Annotated in this window: 29 protein-coding genes and 1 pseudogene; 18 read left to right on the top strand and 12 right to left on the bottom strand. The window is 72.0% G+C overall.

Annotated elements, in window-relative coordinates:
• Positions 1 to 39 precede the first annotated feature (39 nt).
• From H293_RS0117440 to H293_RS0117485, 10 genes are read left to right on the top strand one after another with little or no spacing between them, the layout of a single operon-like run.
• Positions 40 to 408, top strand: coding sequence for a gas vesicle protein GvpO (locus tag H293_RS0117440; protein ID WP_078612603.1), 369 nt, complete (start codon positions 40 to 42; stop codon positions 406 to 408).
• Positions 409 to 466: 58 nt separating this feature from the next.
• Positions 467 to 895 (top strand): gas vesicle structural protein GvpA, encoded by a 429-nt coding sequence (locus tag H293_RS0117445; RefSeq protein ID WP_020119150.1) that lies wholly within the window; start codon positions 467 to 469, stop codon positions 893 to 895.
• Complete coding sequence (locus H293_RS0117450) at positions 892 to 1,662, top strand: GvpL/GvpF family gas vesicle protein (protein WP_020119151.1); 771 nt, start codon at positions 892 to 894, stop codon at positions 1,660 to 1,662. Before H293_RS0117445 ends, H293_RS0117450 begins: the two co-directional genes overlap by 4 nt.
• 7 nt (positions 1,663 to 1,669) lie before the next feature.
• A complete protein-coding gene (locus tag H293_RS0117455) occupies positions 1,670 to 1,933 on the top strand; it encodes a gas vesicle protein GvpG (protein WP_020119152.1) in 264 nt (87 codons plus the stop codon).
• Positions 1,930 to 2,700: a hypothetical protein gene (locus H293_RS58440; protein WP_020119153.1), complete on the top strand. Its 771-nt coding sequence runs from the start codon at positions 1,930 to 1,932 to the stop codon at positions 2,698 to 2,700. Before H293_RS0117455 ends, H293_RS58440 begins: the two co-directional genes overlap by 4 nt.
• A complete protein-coding gene (locus tag H293_RS0117465) occupies positions 2,700 to 3,809 on the top strand; it encodes an SRPBCC family protein (protein ID WP_020119154.1) in 1,110 nt (369 codons plus the stop codon). Before H293_RS58440 ends, H293_RS0117465 begins: the two co-directional genes overlap by 1 nt.
• A complete protein-coding gene (locus H293_RS0117470) occupies positions 3,806 to 4,144 on the top strand; it encodes a gas vesicle protein (protein ID WP_007385866.1) in 339 nt (112 codons plus the stop codon). Before H293_RS0117465 ends, H293_RS0117470 begins: the two co-directional genes overlap by 4 nt.
• Positions 4,141 to 4,911, top strand: coding sequence for a GvpL/GvpF family gas vesicle protein (locus tag H293_RS0117475; RefSeq protein WP_020119155.1), 771 nt, complete (start codon positions 4,141 to 4,143; stop codon positions 4,909 to 4,911). The genes H293_RS0117470 and H293_RS0117475 overlap by 4 nt, the downstream gene beginning before the upstream one ends.
• On the top strand, positions 4,908 to 5,096 hold the full coding sequence (locus H293_RS0117480) for a gas vesicle protein (protein WP_007385868.1): 189 nt from the start codon (positions 4,908 to 4,910) through the stop codon (positions 5,094 to 5,096). Before H293_RS0117475 ends, H293_RS0117480 begins: the two co-directional genes overlap by 4 nt.
• A complete protein-coding gene (locus tag H293_RS0117485) occupies positions 5,093 to 5,377 on the top strand; it encodes a gas vesicle protein K (protein WP_020119156.1) in 285 nt (94 codons plus the stop codon). The genes H293_RS0117480 and H293_RS0117485 overlap by 4 nt, the downstream gene beginning before the upstream one ends.
• 12 nt (positions 5,378 to 5,389) lie before the next feature.
• Here the strand turns inward: H293_RS0117485 and H293_RS0117490 are convergent, their stop codons facing one another.
• The 3 genes from H293_RS0117490 to H293_RS0117500 form a co-directional block, all read right to left on the bottom strand.
• Positions 5,390 to 5,560, bottom strand: coding sequence for a hypothetical protein (locus tag H293_RS0117490; protein WP_020119157.1), 171 nt, complete (start codon positions 5,558 to 5,560; stop codon positions 5,390 to 5,392).
• 40 nt (positions 5,561 to 5,600) lie between these two features.
• A complete protein-coding gene (locus H293_RS0117495; RefSeq protein ID WP_020119158.1) occupies positions 5,601 to 6,434 on the bottom strand; it encodes a class I SAM-dependent methyltransferase in 834 nt (277 codons plus the stop codon).
• 101 nt (positions 6,435 to 6,535) lie between these two features.
• Positions 6,536 to 8,023, bottom strand: coding sequence for a bifunctional phosphatase PAP2/diacylglycerol kinase family protein (locus tag H293_RS0117500; protein WP_020119159.1), 1,488 nt, complete (start codon positions 8,021 to 8,023; stop codon positions 6,536 to 6,538).
• Between the two features lie 140 nt (positions 8,024 to 8,163).
• On the opposite strand from H293_RS0117500, the gene H293_RS0117505 reads away from it, so the two are divergent.
• On the top strand, positions 8,164 to 9,786 hold the full coding sequence (locus tag H293_RS0117505; protein WP_020119160.1) for an ABC-F family ATP-binding cassette domain-containing protein: 1,623 nt from the start codon (positions 8,164 to 8,166) through the stop codon (positions 9,784 to 9,786).
• A 30-nt stretch (positions 9,787 to 9,816) separates the two neighbouring features.
• Here H293_RS0117505 and H293_RS0117510 read toward each other — a convergent pair whose 3' ends face one another.
• Positions 9,817 to 10,920: a baeRF2 domain-containing protein gene (locus H293_RS0117510; protein WP_020119161.1), complete on the bottom strand. Its 1,104-nt coding sequence runs from the start codon at positions 10,918 to 10,920 to the stop codon at positions 9,817 to 9,819.
• Positions 10,921 to 10,985: 65 nt separating this feature from the next.
• On the opposite strand from H293_RS0117510, the gene H293_RS0117515 reads away from it, so the two are divergent.
• Entirely contained in the window at positions 10,986 to 11,267 is a 282-nt protein-coding gene (locus H293_RS0117515) for a DUF6158 family protein (RefSeq protein ID WP_020119162.1), read from the top strand.
• 74 nt (positions 11,268 to 11,341) lie between these two features.
• Here H293_RS0117515 and H293_RS0117520 read toward each other — a convergent pair whose 3' ends face one another.
• The 6 genes and pseudogenes from H293_RS0117520 to H293_RS0117540 form a co-directional block, all read right to left on the bottom strand.
• Positions 11,342 to 13,465 carry a catalase gene (locus tag H293_RS0117520; protein ID WP_020119163.1) on the bottom strand — a complete coding sequence of 708 codons (2,124 nt, stop codon included), beginning with the start codon at positions 13,463 to 13,465 and terminating at the stop codon, positions 11,342 to 11,344.
• A complete protein-coding gene (locus tag H293_RS0117525) occupies positions 13,465 to 14,007 on the bottom strand; it encodes a type 1 glutamine amidotransferase domain-containing protein (RefSeq protein WP_020119164.1) in 543 nt (180 codons plus the stop codon). The genes H293_RS0117520 and H293_RS0117525 overlap by 1 nt, the downstream gene beginning before the upstream one ends.
• Positions 13,989 to 14,506: pseudogene (locus H293_RS60160) on the bottom strand (diguanylate cyclase). The gene H293_RS0117525 and the pseudogene H293_RS60160 overlap by 19 nt, the downstream one beginning before the upstream one ends.
• The gene (locus H293_RS0117530; RefSeq protein WP_020119165.1) at positions 14,503 to 14,937 is read right to left on the bottom strand and encodes a CBS domain-containing protein; all 435 of its coding nucleotides are present in this window, start codon (positions 14,935 to 14,937) and stop codon (positions 14,503 to 14,505) included. Before H293_RS0117530 ends, H293_RS60160 begins: the two are co-directional and overlap by 4 nt.
• A complete protein-coding gene (locus H293_RS0117535; protein ID WP_020119166.1) occupies positions 14,934 to 15,320 on the bottom strand; it encodes a DUF2795 domain-containing protein in 387 nt (128 codons plus the stop codon). The genes H293_RS0117530 and H293_RS0117535 overlap by 4 nt, the downstream gene beginning before the upstream one ends.
• A gap of 256 nt (positions 15,321 to 15,576) precedes the next feature.
• Complete coding sequence (locus H293_RS0117540; RefSeq protein WP_020119167.1) at positions 15,577 to 17,373, bottom strand: thiamine pyrophosphate-requiring protein; 1,797 nt, start codon at positions 17,371 to 17,373, stop codon at positions 15,577 to 15,579.
• Positions 17,374 to 17,608: 235 nt separating this feature from the next.
• Between H293_RS0117540 and H293_RS0117545 the strand changes: the two genes are divergently transcribed.
• The 4 genes from H293_RS0117545 (at position 17,609) to H293_RS0117560 (ending at position 21,783) form a co-directional block, all read left to right on the top strand.
• Positions 17,609 to 18,406, top strand: a complete 798-nt coding sequence (locus H293_RS0117545; RefSeq protein WP_028807935.1) for an RNA polymerase sigma factor SigF — start codon at positions 17,609 to 17,611, stop codon at positions 18,404 to 18,406.
• A 201-nt stretch (positions 18,407 to 18,607) separates the two neighbouring features.
• On the top strand, positions 18,608 to 19,312 hold the full coding sequence (locus tag H293_RS0117550) for a hypothetical protein (protein WP_020119169.1): 705 nt from the start codon (positions 18,608 to 18,610) through the stop codon (positions 19,310 to 19,312).
• A 165-nt stretch (positions 19,313 to 19,477) separates the two neighbouring features.
• Positions 19,478 to 20,722: an aminotransferase class I/II-fold pyridoxal phosphate-dependent enzyme gene (locus H293_RS0117555; RefSeq protein ID WP_020119170.1), complete on the top strand. Its 1,245-nt coding sequence runs from the start codon at positions 19,478 to 19,480 to the stop codon at positions 20,720 to 20,722.
• Complete coding sequence (locus H293_RS0117560) at positions 20,719 to 21,783, top strand: MBL fold metallo-hydrolase (protein ID WP_020119171.1); 1,065 nt, start codon at positions 20,719 to 20,721, stop codon at positions 21,781 to 21,783. Before H293_RS0117555 ends, H293_RS0117560 begins: the two co-directional genes overlap by 4 nt.
• An 8-nt stretch (positions 21,784 to 21,791) precedes the next feature.
• Here the strand turns inward: H293_RS0117560 and H293_RS0117565 are convergent, their stop codons facing one another.
• Complete coding sequence (locus H293_RS0117565; protein ID WP_020119172.1) at positions 21,792 to 22,406, bottom strand: DedA family protein; 615 nt, start codon at positions 22,404 to 22,406, stop codon at positions 21,792 to 21,794.
• A complete protein-coding gene (locus tag H293_RS0117570) occupies positions 22,403 to 23,176 on the bottom strand; it encodes an MBL fold metallo-hydrolase (protein ID WP_020119173.1) in 774 nt (257 codons plus the stop codon). Before H293_RS0117570 ends, H293_RS0117565 begins: the two co-directional genes overlap by 4 nt.
• Positions 23,177 to 23,259: 83 nt before the next feature.
• On the opposite strand from H293_RS0117570, the gene H293_RS0117575 reads away from it, so the two are divergent.
• Positions 23,260 to 23,661 (top strand): hypothetical protein, encoded by a 402-nt coding sequence (locus H293_RS0117575; RefSeq protein WP_007385884.1) that lies wholly within the window; start codon positions 23,260 to 23,262, stop codon positions 23,659 to 23,661.
• A gap of 64 nt (positions 23,662 to 23,725) precedes the next feature.
• Positions 23,726 to 25,810: a phage holin family protein gene (locus tag H293_RS0117580; protein ID WP_028807936.1), complete on the top strand. Its 2,085-nt coding sequence runs from the start codon at positions 23,726 to 23,728 to the stop codon at positions 25,808 to 25,810.
• The last annotated feature ends 152 nt before the right edge of the window (positions 25,811 to 25,962 follow it).

Consider the following 25,962-nt stretch of genomic DNA (forward strand, 5'->3'; position numbering starts at 1 on the left):
TGGCGAAGGAACGAGCGGCCACCCGAGGTGAGAGGTGCCATGTCGAACACAAAAAACTCATCCGAAACACAGGATTCACGAAACTCCCGCAAAGGGACAGAAGAGGACACGGACGAGAAAGTGGCGGAGAACAGTCGGCCCAAGCCCATGGAGGTGCTGCGCGAGGCGCGCGCCCAGCTGGCCGAGCTGACCGGCATGACCGTCGAGAACGTGTCGTCCTTCGAACAGACGGAGGACGGCTGGGAGCTCGAGATCGAGGTCCTTGAGCTGACCCGCGTGCCCGACACGATGAGCCTCATGGCCACCTACCAGGTCGAACTCGACCCGGAGGGCCAGCTCACCGGCTATCGGCGCGTTCGGCGTTACGAACGAGGGCGCGCGGACGCACAAAGGCGGGGCGGTCACTAGACCGCTCCGCCGTACAGACATCCGTTCACCAGCACACAGAAAAGGAGGCGCGGTCGACATGACCGTTGTCCCGGCACAACAGGGCGGTGGCGGAGGCGGCTCCAGCGGCCTCTACGACGTTCTGGAACTGGTCCTCGACAGGGGTCTCGTCATCGACGCGTTCGTACGGGTCTCCCTGGTCGGCATCGAGATTCTGAAGATCGACGTACGGGTCGTGGTGGCCAGCGTCGATACATATCTGCGCTTCGCCGAAGCGTGCAACCGGCTGGACCTGGAGTCCGGCCCGAACAAGAGCCCCGGTCTGCCCGACGTGGTCGGCTCGATCACCGAGTCGGGCGCGCGCGGCAAGTCCAAGGGCGCGCTCTCGGGCGCCGCCGAGACCATCTCCGACGCCTTCAAGCAGGCGCGTGAGGGAGACGGCCAGAGCGAGTCCAGGCCGCGTGCCCGCAAGTCGACCGCCTCGCGCCGGAAGGAGGAGCAGGAGTGAGCACGTACGTCTACGGCATCACCGCCGCCTCCCACCCCACGGTGCCGGAGGACCTGACAGGGGTCGGCGACCCAGCCCTTCCGGTGCGGGTGCTGACGGTGGGCGAGCTGGCGGCGATCGTCAGTGACGCCCCCGAGGGACTGCGGCCCAAGCGCCGCGACCTCCTCGCCCACCAGAACGTGCTGAGCGAGGCGGGCGCGGACGGCTGCATCCTGCCCATGCGGTTCGGCAGCGTCGCCCCCGACGACGACACCGTCACCGGGGTGCTCGCGGAACGCTCCGAGCACTACAAGGAGCGCCTGCGGACCCTCGACGGCAAGGTCGAGTACAACGTCAAGGCCACGCACGACGAAGAGGCCGTACTGCACCGCGTGATGTCCGACAACCCGGACGTCCGCGCGATGACCGAGGCCAACCGGAAGGCGGGCGGCGGCAGTTACGAGGACCGCCTCAGGCTCGGCGAGATGGTCGTGGCCGCGGTCAAGGCCCGCGAGGCCGAGGACGCCGGTCTGGTGCAGAGCGCCCTGGAGCCCTTGGCCGACGCGATCAGCGTGGGCCCCGAGTCCTCGGGCTGGCTGGCCAACGTGTCCTTCCTCGTGGAGCGCGACTCGGCCGCCTCCTTCCTGGAGGCGGTGGACGAGCTGCGCAAGGCCCATCCGCACCTCGACCTGCGGGTCAACGGCCCGCTGCCGCCGTACAGCTTCGTCGACCCGGGCCCGGCCGAACCCGCGGGCACCACGGTCGGCATCGACCACGCGGAGGAGTGAGTCAGCCGTGGGTCTCATCGGAGAGGTGCTGCTGCTGCCGTTCGCCCCGGTACGCGGCAGCGGCTGGGTGATCAAGCAGGTGCTGAACGAAGCGGAGCGCCTCTACTACGACCCGGCGACGGTACGGGCGGAGCTCGCCCGGCTCGAGGAGCGACTCGAGGCGGGCGAGATCGACGAGGAGGAATTCGACCGACAGGAGGACGAACTCCTCGAACGACTGGAGATCGGCCTGCGCGGCGGCGCGGGGACTGGCGACGGGACGACACGATGAACCGAACAGGACTGGGCCTCGCCGTAGGGGCCGGATATCTCCTAGGACGTACGAAGAAACTGAAACTGGCGTTCGCCGTCGGCACGCTCGTGGCCGGCAAGCGGATGCATCTGAGCCCGAAGGCCGTGGCCGATCTGGTCTCCCAGCAACTGTTGAAGAACCCGCAGTTCAAGGAGATAGGGGACACGCTCCGCCAGGACCTGCGAGGCGTCGGCAAGGCGGCCTCGGGGGCGATGGTGGAGCGGCAGATGGACGCGATCGCCGACCGGTTGCACGGCCGTACCGCCCAGGTCCGCGACGAGCTCGCCGGCGTGGCGCCGGACCTGCCGGGCCTCTCCGACGACGAGGACGAGGAGTCCGAAGGGGACGAGGAGCCCGACGAGGAGGAGACTGGGACCGCGGAGGCCGAGGACGACGAGGAGCCCTCGGACGAGGACGAGGACGAACCCTCGGACGAGCACGAGCACGAGGACGACGAGGCCGAGGACGAGGACGACGAGGACGAGCGGGAAGAGGCTCCCGCCGCGGCCAGGAGGACCGCCAAGAAGGCCCCGGCGAAGAAGGCCCCGGCCAAGAAGACGGCCGGGAAGAGGGAGCCGAGCCGCAAGCCGCCCGCGAAGAAGGCCGCGCAGAGCCAGGGCCGCACGGCCGGCAAGACCGCGGCCAAGAAGACCACGGCGAAGAAGACGGCCGCCAAGAAGTCGACCGCGGCCAGGGGGGCCGGCCGGAGCACCCGGGCCCGACTGCCGAAGGGAGGCGGTGAGTGATGACCGAGACACTCGGATCCGCCCGCGACACCGCCGACAAGGCGAAGAACAACCCGCTCACCGAGGTGGCCCACAGCGAGGCCGCCGACCGGCTCAAGGCCGAGCTGCAGGAGTACGTCGCCGCACAGGCCCAGCGCATGCTGGTCGGTGTCGGCCGCAAGCTGGGCGAGACCACCGGCAAGCTGAACGACATCGCCGAGGGCAACAGCCCCGGTTTCGCCAAGCTCGCCCTCGACGGCGGCAAGAAGCTCGCCGAGGGCAAGGGGCCGCTGCGCAGCGCGCTGGAGCTCGGAGCGGGCAAGGCCAAGGACAGCGTGGTCGGCGCCTTCAAGAACCTCGGCGGCGGCAAGGGCAAGAAGAAGCGCGGCGTGGGCCAGAAGCCCACCGTGATCATCGAGTTCATCGATGTCGGCGTGGATCTGCGCACGGCCTACGACCAGTGGACGCAGTACCAGGACTTCTCCACCTTCGCGAAGGGCGTCAAGAGCGCGAACCGCGCCGACGACACCCACAGCGACTGGCAGGCGAAGATCTTCTGGTCCAACCGCGGCTGGAAGGCGACCACCACCGAACAGGTCCCGGACGATCGGATCCAGTGGACGTCGGAGGGCGCCAAGGGCACGACCAAGGGCGTCGTCTCCTTCCACAGGCTCGCCGACAAGCTCACCCGTGTCCTGCTGGTGATCGAGTACTACCCCCAGGGCCTGTTCGAGAAGACCGGCAACATCTGGCGCGCCCAGGGCCGCCGGACCCGGCTGGACCTCAAGCACTTCGCCCGCTTCATCACCCTCAAGGGGGAGGCGGAGGACGGCTGGCGCGGTGAGATCCAGGACGGCGAGGTCGTCAAGAGCCACGAGGACGCGGTGGCGGAGGAAGAAGAGGCCGAGGGCGCCGAGGAAGAGGACGAGGAGGAGCAGGAGGGCCCCGACGCCGAGTACGAGACCGAGGACGAGCCCGAGGAGGAGGGCGAGCCCGAGGACGAGTACGAGGAGTACGACGAGGAGGAGCCCGAGGACGAGGCTCCCGAGGACGAGGAAGAGATGTCCGAGGAAGAGGTGCCCGAGGAGGAAGAGGAAGAGGAGTACGCCGAGAGCGGGAGCCGACGATGAGCATGCCCAGCCGGCTCCCGGATCCCTACGGTCAGGGGAGCGGAGCCAACCTGGCCGACATCCTGGAGCGTGTGCTGGACAAGGGCATCGTCATCGCGGGGGACATCCGCATCAACCTGCTCGACATCGAGCTGCTCACCATCAAACTGCGGCTCATCGTCGCCTCGGTCGACAAGGCCAAGGAGATGGGGATCGACTGGTGGGAGGACGACCCTGCGTTGTCCTCCCGCGCCCGCCGTGACGAACTCGCCCGGGAGAACAGCGAGTTGCGCGAGCGGCTCGCGCGCCTGGAGGAGCTGGAGCCCAGCCGCCGTGCCGAGGAGGAGAGTTCATGATCGGACTGCGGTATGTGTACGCCGTCTGCCGCCCCTTCGGCACCCCACTGCAGGCCCAGCTGGCCGGGGTGGCCGGAGACCCGCCCAGACTGCTGCACCACCACGGTCTGGTGGCCGTCGTCAGCCATGTTCCGGAGCGGGACTTCGCCGAAGAGCCGCTCCGCAGGCATCTGGAGGATCTGGACTGGCTGACCGGGACCGTGCGCGCGCACCAGAGCGTGATCGACGCGCTCACCGTCGTCACCACCCCGCTGCCGCTCCGGCTCGGCACCGTGTTCCGTGACGACAGCGGCGTCCGCGTGATGATCGAGGAACGCGAGGAAAGCTTCCGGCGCACCCTCGACCGGCTTCAGGACCGGGTGGAGTGGGGCGTCAAGGTGTACGCCGAGACGCCGGCCCCGGACCGCGCGGAGCCCGCGGAGACGCCGGCCAGGCCGGTCTCGGGCCGGGACTATCTGCGGCAGCGGCGGCAAAGCGTGCGGTCGCACGAGGAAATGTGGCAGCAGGCGGAGGCATTCGCGACCCGGCTGCACGAAACGCTTTCCGGATACGCCGAGGACGCGCGGCTGCACGCCCCGCAGAATCCCACGCTTTCCGGAGCCTCCGGAAAGAACATTCTGAATGCGGCCTATCTCGTGCCGCGCGGCGAGTCCGAGGAATTCGTGGAAATGGTGGACCGGACCAAGGGTGAACTCCCGGGAATGCGGGTGGAACTCACAGGACCCTGGGCGGCCTATTCCTTCGCGGGGGAGGAACAGCAGCCGTGACCGTCATCGAGCGCCGCGAGGTGGCCCTTGTCGACCTGCTCGACCGGCTGCTGGCCGGCGGGGTCGTCATCACCGGGGACATCACCCTGCGGATCGCGGACGTCGACCTCGTCCGCATCGACCTGAACGCGCTGATCAGCTCGGTCAACGCGCAAGTTCCCTCGCCGTGGGAGGAGTTGCTGTGACGGCCCGACGCAAGCGGATGGACCTGGAGCCCGACACGGTCGAGCGTGACCTCGTCAAGCTCGTCCTGACCGTCGTGGAGCTGCTGCGGCAGCTCATGGAGCGCCAGGCGCTGCGCCGGTTCGACGAGGGCGACCTGAGTGAGGAGCAGGAGGAGCGGATCGGGCTCACCCTCATGCTCCTCGACGAGCGCATGACCGAACTGCGCGAGCGGTACGGACTGCGGCCCGAGGACCTGAACCTGGACCTCGGGCCGCTGGGACCGCTGCTTCCCCGGGAGTGATGGCCGGGGAACTCACCACCTGTACCAACGACCCCTGCTTCCGCCCGATGTCGTCCCACGCATCAGGAACCCCAGCAACCACAGCACGAGCACAGCCAGTGCGATCCACCAGAGAATCTTCAATGCGAAACCGGCGCCGAAAAGAATCAGCACGAGAAGCAGCACAAGCAGGATGGCAATCATAGTGAACCTCCTGCATTCCGAGTTTCCCGGAATCCGCGTTTCAGGCTTCCTTTCGGCACAGAATCTCTCCGTGCAGTACACAGAACCAGCCGTCTTCCTGCCTGCCCCACTCCCGCCAGGCGTCCGACACGGCCCGCAGTCGCTCCACGGTGGCGTGGCCGCTCTCGGTGGCCCGCTCCGCGTACGCCGAGGCCACCGTGCGGTCAGCCCACAGCCCGCTCCACCACTCCCGCTCGGCGGCGGTGGAGTAGGTCCAGGTGCTGGAGCTCGCGGTGATGTCGGTCAGGCCCGCGCGCAGCGCCCAGGACTTCAGCCGCCGGCCGGCATCCGGCTCGCCGCCGTTGGCCCGGGCCACCCGGCGGTACAGGTCCAGCCAGTCGTCCAGCCCCGCTGACTCCGGGTACCAGGTCATGGCCGCGTAGTCCGAGTCGCGCACCGCGATGAGTCCGCCCGGCCTGGTGACCCGGCTCATCTCGCGCAGTGCCTGCACCGGGTCCCCCACGTGCTGGAGCACCTGGTGGGCGTGGACCACGCAGAAGGTGTCGTCCGGGAAGTCCAGAGCGTGCACGTCGGCGACCGCGAAGTCGACGTTCGTCAGACCTCGTGCCTCGGCCGTGGCGCGGGCCTGGTCCAGGATGCCCGGCGCCTGGTCGACGCCGGTCACCCTGCCGTCCGGGACCAGTGCCGCGAGGTCGGCGGTGATCGTGCCCGGTCCGCAGCCGATGTCCAGGATCCGCATGTGGGGCTTCAGCGAACCGAGCAGGTAGGCCGCCGAGTTGGCGGCGGTGCGCCAGGTGTGCGAGCGGAGCACGGACTCGTGGTGACCGTGTGTGTAGACGGCGGTCTCCTGCGGCTTCCCCTGTGGTCCAGGCATGGCTGAGCTCCCCTTTTCGACAACTCCGTCGGTACCAGGAACCGTACGCCCGCATGTCGGATGCTGAGACCCCCCGTATCGCCATGCGGACTGATGGGGGATCAGCTACCCGGCAGCGGCCGGTACACGGTGAGCGCTTCGGGCAGCTTCTCCAGCAGCACCTCGCCCTGTACGTCGGTCACCTCGCCGTCGTAGGCGAGCAGTGTGCCCGGCGCCACGCCCGACAGGCGCAGCCGCCCCACCTGGACCGCCGCGTGGGCGGGGGACCGCGTCAGCGGGCCCGCCACCGCGGCGGCGAGCAGGCGCAGCGCGGGCCGGCGGCCACCGTGCACCACCCGCACGTCGAACCGGCCGTCGGCGAGGTCGGTGCGGCGGCCGGGAGTGAGACCCATCCGGTGATAGGTGCCGTTGCCGACGAACAGCAGCCACAGCGGCCGGGCCCGGCCCCGGAACTCGGCCTCCAGCGGATGCCGGTCGGCCCGCAGCACCCGCAGCGCCCCGAGCACCCCGGCCGGCCAGCCGCCGATCCGCTTGGACCAGCGCTCCCGCTCGCGCACCAGCTCCGGATACACGCCCAGGCTGCACGCGTTGACGAAGACGCCCTCCCGGCCGTCGCTGGTGAACCGGCCCGCGTCCACGCGCACGGCCTCGCCCCGCTGGACGGCCCGGGTGAGATCGCGCGCGCCCTCCACGCCGAGGTCGTAGGCGAAGTGGTTCAGGGTGCCGCCGGGCAGCACCGCGAGGGGCACACCGTGGCGCAGGGCGATCTCGGCGGCCGCGTTGACCGTGCCGTCGCCGCCGCACACGCCGAGCACCGTGGCGCGGGCCGCCGCCTTCTCCAACTCGACCCGCACCAGGTCCGGTTCGCACTCGACGATCTCTGCCAGCGGCAGCCCGTCGTGCAAGGCGCGCACCCGCTCCGCGGTGCCCGAGGCGGTGTTCGCCACCATCACCAGACCCTCGCCCTCCGGCAGCGCGGGAACCTCCGCGCGGGGCCGGGCCGGCGGCACGATCTGGGCGCGCGTCGGCACCAGCCCCCGTACGGCGAACGCGGCACCCGCGCCGAGGGCGGCACCCGCCAGCACGTCGCTCGGGAAGTGCACACCCGTGTAGACCCGGGAGAGCGCCACCGACCAGGCGACCGGGGCCACGGCCGCGCCCCACGCCGGGGACTCCAGTGCCACGCCGGTCGCGAACGCGGCGGCCGACGCGGCGTGGCCGGAGGGGAACGAGGTCGTGATCGGCTGCCGCTTCAGCTGCCGGACCCGGGGGACCGGGTCCAGGACGGGACGGGTGCGGCGGACCGAGCGCTTGCCGAGGGTGTTGATGGTCAGGGAGGCCAGGGTCAGAGAGGCGAGGCCGCGGGCCGCCGCGCGGCGGGAGCGGGGGGTGTGGGCCGCGGCCAGCGCGGCGGCGGTGGCGAACCACAGGACGCCGTGGTTCGCGCTTCTGCTCAGCCGGGGCAGGACCGGCTCGGCCGCGGGCCAGTTCCGGGCGGCCGCGAACTCGAAGACACGGGAGTCCAGGGCGAGGAGGCGGTCGCGCAGGGGGCCGGGGCGGAGGGCGGTGAGGTCTACGTCTGGGCTCATACCGGTGCGGGTACCCGTCGGGCGGGTGCATGGTCGGTGCCGGATGCGGGTTCATCGCGTCTTGTCGCGCGGTTCCCCGGGCCCCGCAGGGCGTGATAAGCGTTTGCCCAGGTACCGCCGTCGCACCGACAATGCGCTCCATGGGACATCTGGAAGCCGCGCATCTCGAGTACTACCTCCCCGACGGGAGGGCGCTGCTCGGCGATGTGTCGTTCCGGGTGGGCGAAGGGGCCGTGGTGGCCCTCGTCGGGCCCAACGGCGCCGGCAAGACGACCCTGCTGCGGCTGATCTCCGGCGAGCTGAAACCGCACGGCGGGACGGTCACCGTGAGCGGCGGCCTGGGCGTGATGCGCCAGTTCGTGGGGTCCGTACGGGACGAGACGACCGTACGGGACCTGCTCGTGTCGGTCGCGCCGCACCGGATCCAGGAGGCCGCGCGGGCCGTCGACAGGGCCGAGCACCTGATCATGACCGTGGACGACGAGGCCGCCCAGCTGACGTACGCGCAGGCCCTCTCCGACTGGGCCGAGGTGCGCGGGTACGAGTCCGAGACGCTGTGGGACATGTGCACCATGGCCGCGCTCGGGGTGCCCTACGACAAGGCGCAGTTCCGGCAGGTGCGGACGCTGTCCGGCGGTGAGCAGAAGCGGCTCGTGCTGGAGGCGCTGCTGCGCGGCACGGACCAGGTGCTGCTGCTCGACGAACCGGACAACTACCTCGACGTGCCAGGCAAGCGCTGGCTGGAGGAGCGGCTGAAGGAGACCCGCAAGACCGTCCTGTTCGTCTCCCACGACCGGGAGCTGCTCTCGCGGGCCGCCGAGAAGATCGTCTCCGTGGAACCCTCGCCCGCCGGCGCGGACGCCTGGGTGCACGGCGGCGGATTCGCCACCTATCACGAGGCGCGCCGCGAACGCTTCGCCCGTTTCGAGGAGTTGCGCAGGCGCTGGGACGAGAAGCACGCGCAGCTCAAGAAGCTGGTGCTGAACCTCCGCCAGGCGGCCAGCATCAGCCATGAGCTGGCCTCCCGCTACCAGGCGGCCCAGACCCGCCTGCGCAAGTTCGAGGAGGCAGGACCGCCGCCCGAGCCGCCGCGCGAGCAGGACATCACCATGCGCCTCAAGGGCGGCCGCACCGGCGTAAGGGCCGTCACCTGCGCGGGACTTGAACTGACCGGCCTGATGACCCCCTTCGACCTGGAGGTCTTCTACGGCGAGCGCGTCGCCGTCCTCGGCTCCAACGGCTCCGGCAAGTCCCACTTCCTGCGGCTGCTGGCGGGGGACACCACGGTGGCGCACACGGGGCAGTGGAAGCTGGGCGCGCGGGTCGTGCCCGGCCACTTCGCGCAGACGCACGCCCACCCCGAGCTCTTCGGCCGCACCCTTCTCGACATCCTCTGGAAGGAGCACGCCCAGGACCGGGGTGCCGCGATGTCCCGGCTGCGCCGCTACGAACTGACCGGCCAGGCCGAGCAGAACTTCGACCGGCTCTCCGGCGGCCAGCAGGCCCGCTTCCAGATCCTCCTGCTGGAGCTCCAGGGCGTCACCGCGCTGCTCCTGGACGAGCCCACGGACAACCTGGACCTGGAGTCCGCCGAGGCCCTCCAGGAGGGCCTGGAGGCCTTCGACGGCACGGTCCTCGCGGTCACCCACGACCGCTGGTTCGCGCGCTCCTTCGACCGGTTCCTGGTCTTCGGCTCGGACGGGCGGGTGCGCGAGACGCCGGAGCCGGTGTGGGACGAACGACGCGTGGAACGGGCCCGGTGACCGAGGGTCACCGGACCCGTCCGAAGCGTCTCAGGCCCAGCGCAGCAGGGCGCCCAGGCCGCCCACCGGGACTTCCTCGGCCACCGGGGTCACCGAGAGCGCCGGAGCGCCCGTCGCGACCGCCGACCTGATCAGCGCGTCGTCCGCCCGGGCCGACCAGGAGTTCTGTTCACCGAGGATCTTCAGATCCGTACGGCGGACCGCCAGCTGGTCCGGATCCTCGCCGATCCACACCTCGCGGTGCGCGTCGGGCCCGTCCGGGCGGATCAGCAGCTCGTCGATACGGTGCTCACGCGCGGCCTCGACCAGCGCGGGAACGCCTTCCACGGCTCCGGGGCGGCCGTCGTCGCCCGGTGCGCGGGCCGCGAGGAACCGTTCCAGCTCCCGCTCCGCGCGCTGCCGTACGTGCTCCGCACGGGCCCGCTCCACGTCCTCGTCGAGCAGCCGGCTCCCGGCGCCGTGCTCGGCCTCCACGACCCGGCCCTGCAGCGCCTTGGGCAGCCGTTCGTGCACCGACCGCTTCTCCCGCTCGTCGCCGACCAGGATCAGCAGGTCGGCGCCGGTCTCCTCCTGGCAGACGGTGAGCGCGTCGGCGATCTCGGCCGCGTTGTGCTCCCAGGTGTTCTCCACCCGCAGCTGGAAGTGCCGCTCCGACCAGTCGGAGCTGCTCGTCCGGTGGACGGGCCACTGCCTGCCGGTGACCGTGCCGGCACCCTGCCGGCCGAGCGCCCCGCGCAGCTCGAAGTCGGCGCCCTTGCGGTCGACGTACGCCACCACGCACAGCGGGTCCTCGCCGGCCAGCTCCAGCAGGGGCGCGGTGTGCGGCAGCGGGGCCCAGTGGACCAGGCTGCCCTCGGGCGACCTGGTCAGGGGCGGGTCCAGGACGACCTCGCCGGCCCGGGCGAAGACGGCCCGGCCGTGCGGTTCGGACGAGTGCCGCAGCTCCTCCAGCGCCTCTCGTACGGCCACGCAGGTCTTCTCGTCGGCCCCCTGCGCGGACAGCTCGCGGGAGGCCGCCAGCGCCGCGAGATGCCGTTCGTGGGGGGTGTCCTCCGTATGTCGGGACGTGTCGACGTACACCGAGGCCCAGGGGCCCGGATTTTCGTAGAGTGGATGCAGGAAAGCGAGATCCATGGTTCCCTCCCGGATGCCGCTCGGGGGCAGTGCGGTAATGCGTGCGGGGCGGGTACCCGAAGCCCATGAACGAACACGACGAGCGGGACACCACGATGACCGGAGTCGACCCCAGCCAGTTGGACGACCACCAGCTCATGAAAGAGCTGGAGACGATCCATCGCACCCGGCACGAAACGCTGCTCCACGGCTCGAACGACGCGCTCAGCGCCCACAACCAGCGCATGGCCCGGCTCGAAGGCGAGTACCTACGCCGCAACCCGCGCCGGACGGTGGCCGCGGGCCGGACCCGTGAGGGCGCGCGGGAGCGCAAGGCGGGGGAGTCGGCGACCCCGGCGCTGGACTGACCGGGCCCGCCGACAGCCGACGGTGACCTGCCGATCACATGATCAGCAGGCCACCGGTGAGATGCCCGAAGGGCTCAGTGGCGCGTCGGCGGCCGGTCCCAGTGCCGGTGCGCGGCGATCGCGGCCACGAACGCGTCCAGGAACTCCTCGCCCGCCGGGCCCGGAGACGTCTCCGTCACCACGCCGTGGTCGGCCTCCACGCGGTGGAACTCCGTGGACACCCGCAGCCCCTCCGGCTCCAGCGACGACAGGATCCCGACGCCCGAGCCGAGCGCGCCGATCGGCTTGCCGTGCCGGTAGGCGTCCCGCACGAACCGCATCGCGTCCTGGTCGGCGGCCGCGGGCGGTGTGCCCACCGGACCGCCGGGCAGCAGGACGGCGTCGTACAGCACGGAGGCGACCGTCGGCAGCGCGCGGTCGACGGTGTACAGCTCGCCGTCGGCACCCCGCACCTCTCCGTCCGCCGGGGCCAGCGCCTCCACGATCGCGCCCTCGGCGGCCAGCCGCTCCCGCACCGAGGTCACCTGCTCGGCGTCGATCCCGTCGGTGACGAGGACGGCGATCTTCCGGGTGCGGAGGGAGCCGTCGCCGCGCTGCGACTCCAGGCTGAGCGCGGGGGAGGAGAGCTTGGACGCCGTCTCGCCCCCGGAGGGTTCCGGGACCCCGACACCGCGGGCCACCCGGGCCGCCAACGCGCCGTCCACCTTCGCGAGCTGCTCGACCGTGCGGGCCCGCACGGCCCGGGCGTCCACCTTGCCCAGCTCGAAGCGGAACGCCTCGACGATGTGCTGCTTCTCCCAGTCGGCCATGCTGTTCCAGAACAGCGCGGGCTGGCTGTAGTGGTCCTGGAAACTCGGGCTGCGCCGCCGGATCTTGTGCCCGTCCACGCGTTCCGTGTAGTGCGTGAACGCCGTCCCGTCCGCCCCGGCGTGGGCCGGGCAGCCACCGCCGAGCGAGTTCGGGGAGTAGTTCGTGCCCCGGTGGATGGCGCTCTGGTGGTAGCCGTCGCGCTGGTTGTTGCGCACCGGCGCCACCGGCCGGTTCACCGGCAGCTGCGAGAAGTTCGGCCCGCCCAGCCGGATCAACTGGGTGTCCAGGTAGGAGAAGTTGCGGGCCTGGAGCAGCGGGTCGTTGGTGAAGTCGATCCCGGGCACGACGTTGGCCGTGTGGAAGGCGACCTGCTCGGTCTCGGCGAAGAAGTTCTCCGGGTTGCGGTCCAGCACCATCCGGCCGATCGGCCGCACCGGCACCTGCTCCTCGGGGATCAGCTTCGTGGCGTCGAGCAGATCGAAGTCGAACGCGAACTCGTCCTCCTCCGGCACCAGTTGCACACCGAGCTCCCATTCCGGGTACTCGCCGGCCTCGATGGAGTCCCACAGGTCGCCCCGGTTGAAGTCCGGGTTGCGGCCCTGGCACTCCTGCGCCTCGTCCCACACCAGCGAGTGGGAGCCCTGCTTCGGCGTCCAGTGGAACTTCACGAAAGTGCCCTTGCCGTCCGCGGTCACGAACCGGAAGGTGTGCACGCCGAAGCCCTGCATCATGCGGTAACTGCGCGGGATGGCCCGGTCCGACATCAGCCACATGATCGCGTGCAGGGTCTCCGGCTGGAGCGACACGAAGTCCCACAGAGTGTCGTGCGCGGAGGCGCCGGTGGGCATGTCGTTGTGCGGCTCCGGCTTCACCGCGTGCACGAAGTCGGGGAACTTGATGCCGTCCTGGATGAAGAAGACCGGGAAGTTGTTCCCGACCAGGTCGTAGTTCCCCTCGGACGTGTAGAACTTGGTGGCGAAGCCGCGCACGTCCCGCACGGTGTCCGCGGAACCCTTGGGGCCCTGCACCGTCGAGAACCGCACGAAGACGGGGGTGCGCACCGCCGGGTCCTGGAGGAAGGCGGCACGGGTGAACTCGGCGCAGGACTCGTACGGTTCGAAGTACCCGTAGGCTCCCGCGCCCCGGGCGTGCACCACCCGTTCCGGGATCCGCTCGTGGTCGAAGCGGGTGAGCTTCTCCCGGAAGTGGAAGTCCTCCATCAGCGTCGGACCGCGTTCACCGGCGGCGAGCGAGTCGTCGGTGTGGTCCACCTCGACGCCCTGGTCGGTGGTGAGCGGCCCGGCGCCCGGGTCGTCTGCGTGGAAGCTCTCGCGCTGGCGCTGCTTGCGCTCCGCGGAATCCACAGGGGTACGGTCGGCGGGGTCCATCAGGCGGCCTCCTGGGAGAACACGTCGAGGAACGTCTCGCAGAACGCCTTGAGGTCGTCCGGCTTACGGCTGGTGACCAGTTTGTTGTTCCCGTGGTCGCAGACCTTCACCTGCTCGTCCACCCAGGTGGCGCCGGCGTTGCGGATGTCCGTCCGAAGGCTCGGCCAGGAGGTGAGCACCCGGCCCCGTACGACGTCCGCCTCCACGAGGGTCCACGGCGCGTGGCAGATCGCGGCGACCGGGCGTCCCTGGGTGAAGAAGTCCCGCACGAACGCCACGGCCTTCTCGTCCGTCCGCAGGAAGTCCGGGTTGGCCACCCCACCGGGCAGCACCAGTGCGTCGAAGGAGTCCGCGGACGTGTCGCCCACGACCTCCTGCACGGGGAAGGTGTCCGCCTTGTCGAGATGGTTGAACGCCTGGACCGTGCCTGACTCCGTCGAGACGAGCACGGGTTCGTGCCCCGCGTTCTCCGCGGCCTGCCACGGTTCGGTGAGCTCGATCTGCTCGACGCCCTCGGGCGCGGTCAGAAACGCGATACGCATGATGACTCAACGTCCTTTCTTGGACAGCTTTTCCTTGCACGGGAGGCGCGTACGCAGCGCGGCAGCTCCTCGCCGTACGGCAGCAGCACACCGGCGCCGATCGCGGCGCCGATGCCGGTGAGTGCGCTGACCTGGTCGGCGTGCACTCGACGGGCTTGACCTCGCGGTCGCTGTCGACGGCCGTTTTCACATCCCGCAGCGCGGTCGCCTCGTGCACGGCGGCACCGCCCAGCTGCACGCTCAGCAGCAGCGGATTGACCTGGTAGCGCAGGGTGAGCGCGATGGGCAGGCCCACCTCGGCCATCATCAGGGCGTGGAGGAAGGACTCCTTGGTCCCGGCCGTCTCCTCGCTCCTCGTTCGCCGGTCCGTCACCCAGTCGGCGAGACCGGGCACGAACCAGCTGGGCAGCAGCCCGTACAGGAGATACCGGGTGGTCACGTCCCCGACGTCGACCGTGGTGCCGGTGGCGCTGAGCTCCGCGGCCCGGCCCCCGCTCATAAGGCCGCCCCGTCGTCCGGATCCGCGCGGGTGATGTCGGCCAGCGCCGAACCCGGATCCCGGGCCTCGGCGATGTCCCCGAGGCTCACCATGCCGACGGGCAGGCCGTCCTCGACGACCGGCAGCCGCCGTACGGCATGGGTCCGCATCAGCGCGACCGCCTGGGTCACCGGGTCGCCGGGGGCGACCGTCAGCGGATCCGGTGTGCACACCGCCCGGGCGCTCACCGTCTGCGGGTCGACGCCGTCGGCGACGGCCCGGACCGTGATGTCCCGGTCGGTGAGCAGCCCCACCACGCGCTGCCCGTCGGCCACGACGACATCGCCGATGTCCTGGGCGCGCATCAGCCGCGCCGCCTCGACCAGCGAGGCGTCCGGCCGGACGGCCACCACACCGGGTGTCATCACGTCCCTCACGAGCTCCGCCGTCACGGGGTCCCCTCCGCCCGGGTCAGCGCCCGCGCGAGTTCCTGGACATTGGCATAGCTCTCCTTGCGTGGCAGTGCCTCCACCGCCTCGGTGAGGGGGTCGGGGGCGTTCTTGCGGCGCAGCACCCGCACCAGCTCCACGGGAGTGGCGGGGAACGAGCTGCGGCCCAGGAGCCGGGCCAGCTCCAGTCGGACGGTCTCCAGCGACGCCCCGTCGCTGCCCGGCGCCACGGGGCCGCCCCAGACCTGCGGATCGTCGTCGGCGGTCGGCTCCGGGTCGTTCCACTCCTCGGTCCGGGTGGGATGCCCGGAACGGAGCAGACCCTGGAGTTCGTGCTTCATCTCGTCGTCGCGGTGGCGGCTCAGCCGGTCGCTGCCTCGCTGCATGTCTCCCCTCCAGATCTTCGGGTCCGCACCGCGTACCCGTGCACCGGAGGCCGACACGGGGTTTGCCGGACCGAACCCGGGAGACCCGATTCCGACCCCCCGCGCACCTCCCTTGGGAAGGACATGGCGATGGTGCTCCTCGCCGCGCTCATACCGATCCTCATGCTCGCCGCGGTGCTCGCGCTCGGCCGGTACGAGGAACTGATGCTCCCGGAGCCGAAGGGCGACCGGTCCGAACCGGTCGCCCTCCCGACGGCTACTTCTTCTCCCGCCCCGGCAGGAACTCCTGCACCTTCGCCTTGAAGCCCTGCTTCACCACGGACGCCCGGTCGGCGTCGCCCTTGAGGACGGACGCGGCCGTGGCCTCCATCTGATCCCAGTCGGCGTGCGGGGGGATCGGCGGTACGGCCGGATCGGTGAGGAACTCCAGCACGGCGGGCCCGTCCGCCCGCAGACCCGCCCGCCAGGCCGCCTCGACGTCCTCCGGCTTCTCCACCCGGATCCCGGTCAGACCGAGGGAGCGGGCGAACGCGGCGTACCGCACGTCCGGGAGCGCCTGCGAGGGCAGGAACGACGGGGCGCCCTCCATGGCCCGCATCTCCCAGGTGACCTGGTTGAGGTCGTGGTTGTTCCAGATGGCGACGATCAGCCGCGGATCCTCCCACAGGTCGCGGTACTTGGCCGCGGTGATCAGCTCCGCCATGCCGTTCATCTGCATCGCCCCGTCCCCGACCAGCGCGATCGCCGGCCGGTCCGGGTGCGCGAACTTCGCGCCGATGGCGTACGGCACTCCGGGGCCCATCGTCGCCAGCGTGCCGGACAGCGACGAGCGCATGCCGGGACGCGTGGTCAGGTGCCGGGCGTACCAGGCGGCGGTGGACCCGGAGTCCGAGGTGACGATCACGTTGTCGGGCAGCAATGGGTCGAGGACGTGGGCCACGTACTCCGGGTTGATCGGGTCGGCTGACTGCTGCGCCCGCCGCTCCATCACCTTGCGCCAGCCCGTGACGTTGTCGCACACCGTGTCGTACCACTCGCGCCCGTCGCGCTCCACGTCCAGCATCGGGATCAGCCGCCGGAGCGTCGCCTTCGCGTCGCCGACGAGGTTCACCTCGTACGGGTAGCGCATCCCGACCATGTGCGGATCGATGTCGATCTGCACGCCCCGCGCCTTGCCGAACTCGGGCAGGAACTGCGTGTACGGGAACGACGAGCCGATGGTCAGCAGGGTGTCGCAGTCCCGCATGAGCTCGTACGACGGCCGTGTGCCCAGCGGGCCGATCGAGCCGGTGACGTAGGGGAGTTCGTCGCTCAGCGCGTCCTTGCCGAGCAGTGCCTTGGCGACGCCCGCGCCGAGCAGTTCGGCGACCCGCTCCACCTCGGCCCGCGCTCCGGCCGCGCCCTGGCCGATCAGAATCGCGGGCCTGACTGCGGAGTTGAGGATCTCCGCGGCCCGCTCCAGCGACTCCGAGGAGGGCACCGCAGTCCAGGCGCTGCTGTCCAGGCTGGAGGGCACCATCCTGAACTCGTGCGTGGGCGGCGAGTAGTCGAGCTCCTGGACGTCGCCCGGGAGGATGATCGCCGTGGGGCAGCGGCGCCCGTACGCGGTGCGGACCGCCCGGTCCAGGACGTTCGGCAGCTGCTCGGGGACGGTCACCGTCTCCACGAACTCCGAGGCGACGTCCTTGAACAGGGTGTGCAGGTCCACCTCCTGCTGGTACGACCCGCCCATCGCTGTGCGGTGCGTCTGGCCGACGATCGCCAGCACCGGCACATGGTCCAGCTTGGCGTCGTACAAGCCGTTGAGCAGGTGGATCGCGCCGGGCCCCGAGGTCGCCGCGCACACTCCGAGGCGGCCGCTGAACTTGGCGTAGCCGACCGCCTCGAACGCGGACATCTCCTCGTGCCGGGACTGCACGAACCGCGGCTGGTCGCCGGCCCGCCCCCAGGCCGCCAGCAGGCCGTTGATGCCGTCGCCCGGATAGCCGAAGACATGGTCCACACCCCACTCGCGCAGCCGTTCGAGGACATGGTCGGACACCTTGGTGCTCATGGGCTGACCTCCCGGACATGGACGGCACAGGCAGCCCTACGAGTCACCCTGCGGGCCATCCGAAAACCTGGCCCGGGGTTTGGCCCGGGGGGCCGGGGGCAGGCGCACTCACAGTGCTTCGGACCGGAGGCACGTCCGTGGGAGCGGCGACCGGCCGCCGCGGCCGCACCTGTCCGCACGCGGGCCCCGCGCCGATCGTCCACCCCAGAGCACCATCTAGGGAGTTGCGACGCACATGCCCACTCCAGTGAGCGCGAAGCACCACCCGCATGACGACGCCCCCGACACGGCCGAAGCCTTCCGCAGGCTCGCCGCACTGCCCCCGGGACCCGAGCGCGACACCCTGCGCGGACAGGTCGTCGAGGCCTGGCTGCCCATGGCCGACCGGCTCGCCGGACGCTTCCGCAACCGTGGCGAGAACCTCGACGACCTGCGCCAGGTCGCCGCCCTCGGCCTGGTCAAGGCCGTCGACCGCTACGACCCCGCACGCGGCAACGCCTTCGAGAGCTACGCCGTCCCCACCATCACCGGCGAGATCAAGCGCCACTTCCGCGACCACATGTGGACCCTGCACGTGCCGCGGCGGGTCCAGGACCTGCGCAACCGCGTCCGCTTCGCCTCCCAGGACCTCGTCCAGACCATCCAGGGACGCAGGCCCACCACCGCCGAGATCGCCGAGCACGCGAGCATGAGCGAGGAGGACGTCCTGGTGGGCCTTGAGGCCCTGGAGAGCTTCAGCGCCCTCTCCCTCGACGCCGAACTGCCCGGCACCGAGGACGGCTACTCGCTCGCCGACGCCCTCGGCTCCGCCGATCCCGCTCTGGCCACGGTCGTCGACCGCGAGTCCGTCAAGCCGCGGCTGGCCGCCCTTCCGGAGCGGGAGCGCGCCATCCTCTACATGCGTTTCTTCGGCGACATGACCCAGAGCCGGATCGCCGAGCAGCTGGGCATCTCCCAGATGCATGTGTCCCGGCTGATCAGCCGCTGCTGCGGACGGATGCGCGAGCAGATCATGCGCGACGCGGCGGGCTGACGGCAGCGCGCCGAACCTCCGCGGCGCCCGGCATCACCCACTCGGCCCTCCCCGTCCCGCCAATGGCCTCCGGCCGCGCGCGGGACGGGGAGGGCCGGGCTGTGATGGCTGTGGGTGCGACCGTCGTGCCCTCGGTCCAGTCGTCGACACCCCGCCGCCCGACGACGGGCCCCGCAGCCGTCGGCCGAAGGAGTCCACCTCATGCGCCGCACCGCCCGTCTCCGGGCCCTGTCCCTCGTCCTCCCCGCGCTCGGGATCACCCTGGGCGCCGCCGCGCCGAGCGCCTCCGCGGACCCGGCGGCGGAGGTCAGCCCGAGCAGTGTCCAGCCGGGCGGCACCGTCACCGTGTCCGTCTCCTGCGATCCCGGCGCCGGGACACCGCCCGCCACCGTCGAGGCCACCTCGGAGGCCTTCGAGTCGCAGACCGTACGGCTGCAGCTGGTGCCCGGCAACGACGACCAGGTCTCCGGCCCCGCCTACAGCGGCACCGCGCGCGTCTCCGCCGACCAGGAACTCCAGGACGGCGCCGGCGGAGTCGGCCCCGACTCGGCGTGGACCGTCGACGGCACCTGCCCGACCGCGGACCGCGCAGCGGGCAAGGCATGGAGCGCCACCTTCACCGTCACCCGCGGCACCGCCGCCGCCGAAGGCAGCCACCGTCCGTGTCCCGAGCCGCGCACCGAGCCGCGCACCGAGCCGCGCACCGAGCCGGGCACCGAGCCGCGGACCGGGTCGCGCACCGAGAGCTGCGACCCCGCCGCCGTCCAGAGGCCCGTCCGCGCCGGTCAGGGCGGCTCCTTCAGCGACTCCGTGCCCACCCTGGTCACCGGTGGACTGCTGATCGCGGCCGCCGCCGGGGGCGCCGTGTACCGGCTGCGCCGCAAGACTCCCGCGACGGACGCCTGAGATCGAAACCTCGGGTCCGTGTGACAGGCGCTACCCGCACCCGCGCCCATGGGACGGCGGCGCCGTGGGTACCCGGAGCGCGAGGAGCGCGTCGGGCGAGCCAGGCGCGAGACAACGAGACGGCGGACCGGACGAGTCACCGGACAGCGCCCTACGGAGGTGACCATGCGGACCGACCCGGAGGGCCACGGCCCCGTCCGCTACGGCCCTCCGCTGCCCGACGACGGGCTGCCCGTCCTGCCCGAACTCACCGCCGTCCTCGCCGCCGCGGCCGCCCGCCCCCGCGCCGAACCGGTCGGCGGCGGCACCCCGCTCCTGGAGGCCGCCTGCGCCTACGCGGCCCGGCGCGGCCTGCCCGCCGAAACCGACCACGTGGTCGCCGCCCCCGGCGCCCCCTCCCTGCTGCTCGCCCTGACCGCCGCGCTCGGCGGCGACGTCCTGGTGCCCCGCCCCTGTGCCGCCTGGTGGGCGCCGTACGCACGCCTGCTGGGCAGACCCGTGTTCCATGTGGCGACACCGGCCGAGTGCGGGGGTGTCCCGGATCCGTACGCCCTCCTGGAGACCGTGCGCCGGGTGCGCGACGAGGGCGGTGACCCGCGGCTGCTGGTGCTGTCCGTCGCCGACGACCCCACCGCCACCGTCGCCCCGCCCGAGGTGCTGCACGAGACCGTCGAGGCCGCCGCGGGGGAGGGCCTGCACCTGGTCAGCGACGAGACCTGGCGCGACACCGTGCACGCCCCGCACGAGACGGTCCTGCTCAGCCCCGCCGAGATGCTGCCCGCCCGGGTCACCGTCGTCACCGACCTGGCCGGCAGCCTGCTCCCGACCGGCTGGCCGGCCGCCTTCGCCCGCTTCCCGGCCAACGGCGACGGCGACGGCCTTCGCGCGCGTGTGCTGGACATCCTGACCGCCCTCGGCGCCCGCGTCGCCGCCCCCGTCGCGGCGGCCGCCGCCCACGCTCTGACCGAGCCCGAACCGGTCACCGCCCACCGTGCTGCCGTAGGACACCTTCACGCGCGCGTGGCCGCCGCCGCGCACTCCGTGGTCGTCGGGGCGGGCGCGCTCTGCCGGCCCCCGCGGGCCGGCCGTCACCTCTACGTCGACCTCGGCCCGCTGCGGCCCGCGCTCATCGCGCGGGGCGTCGGCGACGCCCAGGACCTGGAGGACTTCCTCACCGCCCGGCTCGGCATGCCGGCGCCCGGCGGTCACCGCTTCGGCGACGACCTCGGCGCGCTGCGCGTACGGCTGTCGACCGGCCCCCTGCTCGGCGGATCCGACGACGAACGCGCGGAATGCCTCACCTCACCCGCGCCGTTGGAACTGCCACACGTGCAACGCGCGTTGACCACCCTGGAGTCGGTCTTCGACGACCTCCGCGACGACGCTCGGCGATGGGAGCCTCCTCGATGACGCAGCAGTCCGAGTCGACCACCGGCACGCGAGTGGCCGACGAGCCCTCGGCCCCCTCCGCCCCCTCGTCCTTCGGGCCCGCGTCCCCGCCGCTCGCCGCCCCCCGCCCGCTGGGCGAGCGCAGAGTGTGGCCGAAGTCCTTCCACGACCGTCTGACCGCGCCGCTGCCCGGCCTGAAGGCCATGGCCCGCTTCGCCCGCGAGGGCGCCGTACGCCCCGGGCCCGAGGGCCTCGCCGACATCCCGAAGCTGCCCTACGCGCCCGGCCCGCTGCCCGCCGTCGACGCCGACACGGTCGCCGTCTCCTGGGCGGGACACGCGAGTTGGGTGGTGCGGATCGGCGGCCTGACCGTCCTCACCGACCCGGTCTGGTCGCGCCGCATCCTCGGCACCCCGGCCCGCATCACCCCGGTCGGTATCGACTGGGAGGCCCTGCCGCGCGTCGACGCGGTCGTCATCAGCCACAACCACTACGACCACCTGGACGCCCCGACCCTGCGCCGCCTGCCGCGCGACACCCCGGTCTTCGTCCCGGCCGGCCTGGCCCGCTGGTTCCACCGCCGCCGCTTCACCGCGGTGACCGAACTCGACTGGTGGGAGGCGGCCGAACTGGACGGTGTCCGCTTCGACTTCGTCCCCGCCCACCACTGGTCCAAGCGCTCCCTCACCGACACCTGCCGCACCCTGTGGGGCGGCTGGGTGCTCACCGCCCAGGACGGACAGCGCGTCTACTTCGCCGGCGACACGGGCTACGGCCACTGGTTCTCCCGCATCGGCCGGCGCTACCCCGGTATCGACCTCGCCCTCCTGCCCATCGGCGCCTACGACCCCCGCTGGTGGCTCAGCGACGTCCACTGCGACCCGGAGGAGGCGGTGCGAGCCGCCCAGGACCTGGGCGCGAGGAGGATGGCCCCGATGCACTGGGCGACGTTCGTCCTGTCGGCGGAGCCGGTGCTGGAGCCGCTGACCAGGGTCAGGCAGGCGTGGGAGAAGGCGGGCCTGGCACGTGAGGACCTGTGGGACCTGCCGATCGGGGGCTCACGAGTGCTGGAGGGCTCCTAGGAGCGCTCTCAGGAGCGGACCCGCTTCCACACCGTCGGTGCCGCGCTGATCGCCACGGTCAGCGCGATCGCCGCGACCACCCCCTGCCAGGGCTCCTTGAAGAGCGACCCGCCCAGAATCCCGATCAGCTGATACGTCACGGCCCAGGCCAGACAGGCCGGCAGATTCCCCCGGATGAACCGCCGCAAGGGCCACTCGGCCATCAGACAGGCCAGCATCACCGGGATCCGGCCCGCCGGCACCAGCCGGGACAGCACGAGGACGGCCACCCCGTGGTCGGCCAGCTTCCCCTGCGCCTGCGAGAGCCGCTCCTCCGGCGCCCGGGACCGAAGCGCCTCCAGCCACCGCGAGCCGTTCTTCGACTTCATCCCGCGCCGCCCCAGCCAGTACAGGGCGATGTCCCCGAGGAACGCGGCGGCGGAGGCCGTGACGAACACGAACAGCAGGGACAGGGGCGCCGTCTGATGGAACGCCACGACGGCCGCCGAACTCACCAGCGCCCCTGTGGGCACCACCGGTACCAGCGCCCCCAGAAACACCAGCAGGAACAACGTCGGATACCCGATCGCCTGCCCGGCGGCCCCGGGTGTCGCCCCCGTGGTGACGGCCGCGAGCCACGTCACCGTGCGACCTCCAGCCGCACGCTCTCCCCGTGCTCCAGCCGGTGCACGTCCACGTCCGGCGCGCACCGGGCCGCCAGCCGCACGAACTCCGCACCCGGCGCGTGGAACTCGTGCGGCCGTACCGCGTCCATCCCGATCGGCCAGTACGTCCCGTAGTGCACCGGTACCGCACTGCGCGGCCCCAGCCGGGCCAACGCCTGGGCCGCCCGCCCCGCGTCGAGGTGGCCGTCCCCTAGGTACGGGCCCCACCCGCCGACCGGCAACAGCGCCACGTCGACCGGTCCGACCTCCTTGGCCATGTCGTCGAACAGTCCGGTGTCCCCGGCGAAGTACGTCCGCGCCGAGCCCTCGACGACGTAACCGAGCGCGGGGGAGCGGTGCGGGCCGACCGGCAGGCGCCGCCCGTCGTGCCAGGCGGGCACCGCGCGTATCAGGAGGTCGCCGACGCGCCGCTCGTCACCGGGCGCCACCTCGTCCACCCGCAGGTGGGTGAGCCGGCGCAGCCCCGGCACCTGGCGTGGTGCGCCCCGGGGCACGAGCAGGCGCGTGCCCGGCTCCAGCCGCGCCAGCGAGGGAACATGCAGATGGTCGGCGTGCAGGTGGGAGACGAGAACCACGTCCGCACGACGGGCCTCGGACGGGGGCACCGCGCCGCGGCGCCGGCGCAGATGCGCGAGCCGGCGGGCGAACAGAGGGTCGGTGAGCACACGTACGTCCGAATCCGTGACCGTGCAGGTGGCGTGGCCCCACCAGGTGATCTCCACCGGCACCTCTTTGCCTCCTTCGCGCGACTCCCCGAAGCCTACGGGCTGGAGTAGGGTCGGCGGCGAAACCCGGAGGTGAGGGGGACACCATGGGAGCGGTCCGTGTCACGGCGATCGCGAGTCTGACGCCGCTTGAGGAACTGGACGCCGATCCCTTCCTGGTGGACTCCCGCAGCCAGCACGCGATGTGCGCGCGCTGGGCCGCGGAGCGGGGGTACACCGTGCGGCGGGAACTGCTGGTGCGGGGACTGCGCGCCGACCACTGCGTGCTGTGGGACGGGGTGCGGGCGGGCCGGGACCTCTTCGTGGCCCCCAGCCGCCGGGTCCTGGAGAGCGCCCTGTCCTCCGTGGAGGAGTTCACCGCCGAGTGCGCCCGCCGCGGGGTACGGGTCGAGACCGTGGGCTTCGCGGAGCCCCTCTACGACGCCCAGATGAAGGCCAGGGTGCACCGCAGGCTGTCGATGCCGACGGCGGGCTACGACGGACGGTGACCGTCCGACCCGTATGACACGCTGGTCCCAGCGCCCGCACCGACGACGGGCCAGGACGTGAGGTGTGCGGGGCGTGGGTGCGGGGCGTTGGCGACGGGTGGCCAGTCAGGTCGGGCGGAGCGTCACGGTATGGGTCGTCTCCACCCTGACGATGCTCGTGCTCGCGGGCATCCTGCCGGACTTCCGGCTCCAGTCCCCGACCGGTGACAGCGCTACCCGGATCGCGGTCACGGCGGCGTTCGGCGCCGGCGCCTTCGGTGTGCTGTCGGCCGTCGTGTGGCCGCTGCTCGTCCGGCTGTTCCTGCTCGTCCCGACCCTCGTGCTCGGGCTGCTCGTCTTCTTCCTCAACGGGGCGCTGCTGCTGCTCGCCCTGCGCCTGAACCCCGCCGAGCGCGGCGACGCCGCCCCGGAGACCGCGGTCGTGGTCGCCGCCGTGATGTCCGCCGTCGCCTCCGCCACCGGCGGTGCCCTCGCGGTGCGCGACGACGACGCCTACCGGCGCCGCCTGTACCGTCTCGCCGACCGCCGCCGCAGACGCGGCCCCGTAGGACCGGCCACCCCCGGCACGGTCTTCCTCCAGCTCGACGGTGTCGGCCACGACGTCCTGCTGGCCGCCGTCGGCAAGGGCCTGATGCCCACGATCGCCCGCTGGATCGGCCACGGCGACACCCCCGGCCGCGCCGTGCGCCCCACCCACCGGCTCACCTCCTGGCGCACCGACTGGTCCAGCCAGACCGGCGCCAGCCAGCTCGGCATCCTGCACGGCAGCAACCACGACGTCCCCGCCTTCCGCTGGTACGAGAAAGACCGCGGCGAGGTGATGGTCTGCAACCGCCCGACCAGCGCCGTCGAACTCCAGCGCCGGGCCGTGGAGCAGGCCGGGCACGGCGGACTGCTCACCGTCGACGGCGCCAGCCGCGGCAATCTCTTCTCCGGCGGTGCCGAGGAACAGGCCCTCGTCCTGTCCATCGCCACCCGCCGCCGCAGCCGTGAGACCCGCTCCCGGGCCGGCTACTTCGCCTACTTCTCCGACCCCGCCAACGCCGTGCGCACCGCCCTGTCCTTCTTCGCCGAGGTCGGCCGGGAGATCGGCCAGTCGACCCGGGCCCGCATCCGCAAGGAGCGCCCCAGGGTGAGCCGCGGGGGGCTGTACCCGCTCGTCCGGGCCTTCGCGACCGTCGTGGAACGCGACGTCGTGGTCGCCGCCGTCATGGGCGACATGCTCGCCGGCCGTACGGCCGTCTACGCCGACCTCGTGGCCTACGACGAGGTCGCCCACCACTCCGGGCCCACCAGCCGCGACGCCGCGAAGGTCCTTCAGCGCCTGGACCGCTCGCTCGCGCTGATCGGGAACGTCGTCGAGCACGCCCCGCGCCCGTACCGGATCGTCGTCCTCTCCGACCACGGCCAGAGCCCCGGCGAGACCTTCCGCACCCGCTACGGGCTCACCCTCGGCGACCTGGTCCGGGCGGGCTGCGGGCTGCCCGTGCCGCGCAAGGCCGAGCGCACCCACAGCGGGGCCGAGGCCCGCGCCGCCGTCCGTGCCGCGCTGCGCCGGCCGGGCAAGGCGGGGCGCGGGGAGTACCGGCCCGCCCGCGGCTCCGAGCCGATCGTGCTGGCCTCCGGCAACCTCGGACTGGTCTCCTTCCCCGACGTGCATCATCGGATGACCAAGGAGGAGCTGGACGCGCGGCACCCGGCCCTGCTGACCACCCTCGCCAACCATCCCGGCATCGGGTTCCTCCTGGTGCGCAGCGAGGAGCACGGCGGGGTGGTCCTCGGACCCTTCGGCACGGAGATCCCGCTGGATCAACTGGACGAGAATCCGGGACCGTTGGCCGACTTCGGGCCCGGCGCGGCGGATGTCGTACGGCGCACGCACTCCTTTCCGCACACCGCGGACATCATGGTCAACTCCTGGTACGACCCCGCGGTGGGGGAGGTGCTGGCCTTCGAGGAGCAGATCGGGTCGCACGGCGGGCTGGGGGGCGCGCAGGGGAAACCCTTCCTGTTGTCGCCGCTTGCCTTGTCCGCGCCGCCTGAGGGGTTGATGGGGGCGGAGGGGGTTCATCAGGTGCTGCGGCGGTGGCTCGACGAAGCGGGGGGTCCTCAAGTGCCGTTGAAGAAGGCCGAGGGGAAGGCCGCGTAGTTGTTGGCTGCGGGCCGGTGGGGGCTGGTCGCGCCCACGCGGCGGAGCCGCACATCGATACAGCCCCGCGCCCCTGGGTAGGTCCAGCCGGCCTGAGAAAATCAGCTGCGTTTCTCAGGCCCGGCGCAGACACTGTTCGAGCGCACCCTTTC

Origin of the sequence: Streptomyces canus 299MFChir4.1 (assembly GCF_000383615.1) — a bacterium.
GTDB lineage: Bacteria > Actinomycetota > Actinomycetes > Streptomycetales > Streptomycetaceae > Streptomyces > Streptomyces canus_C.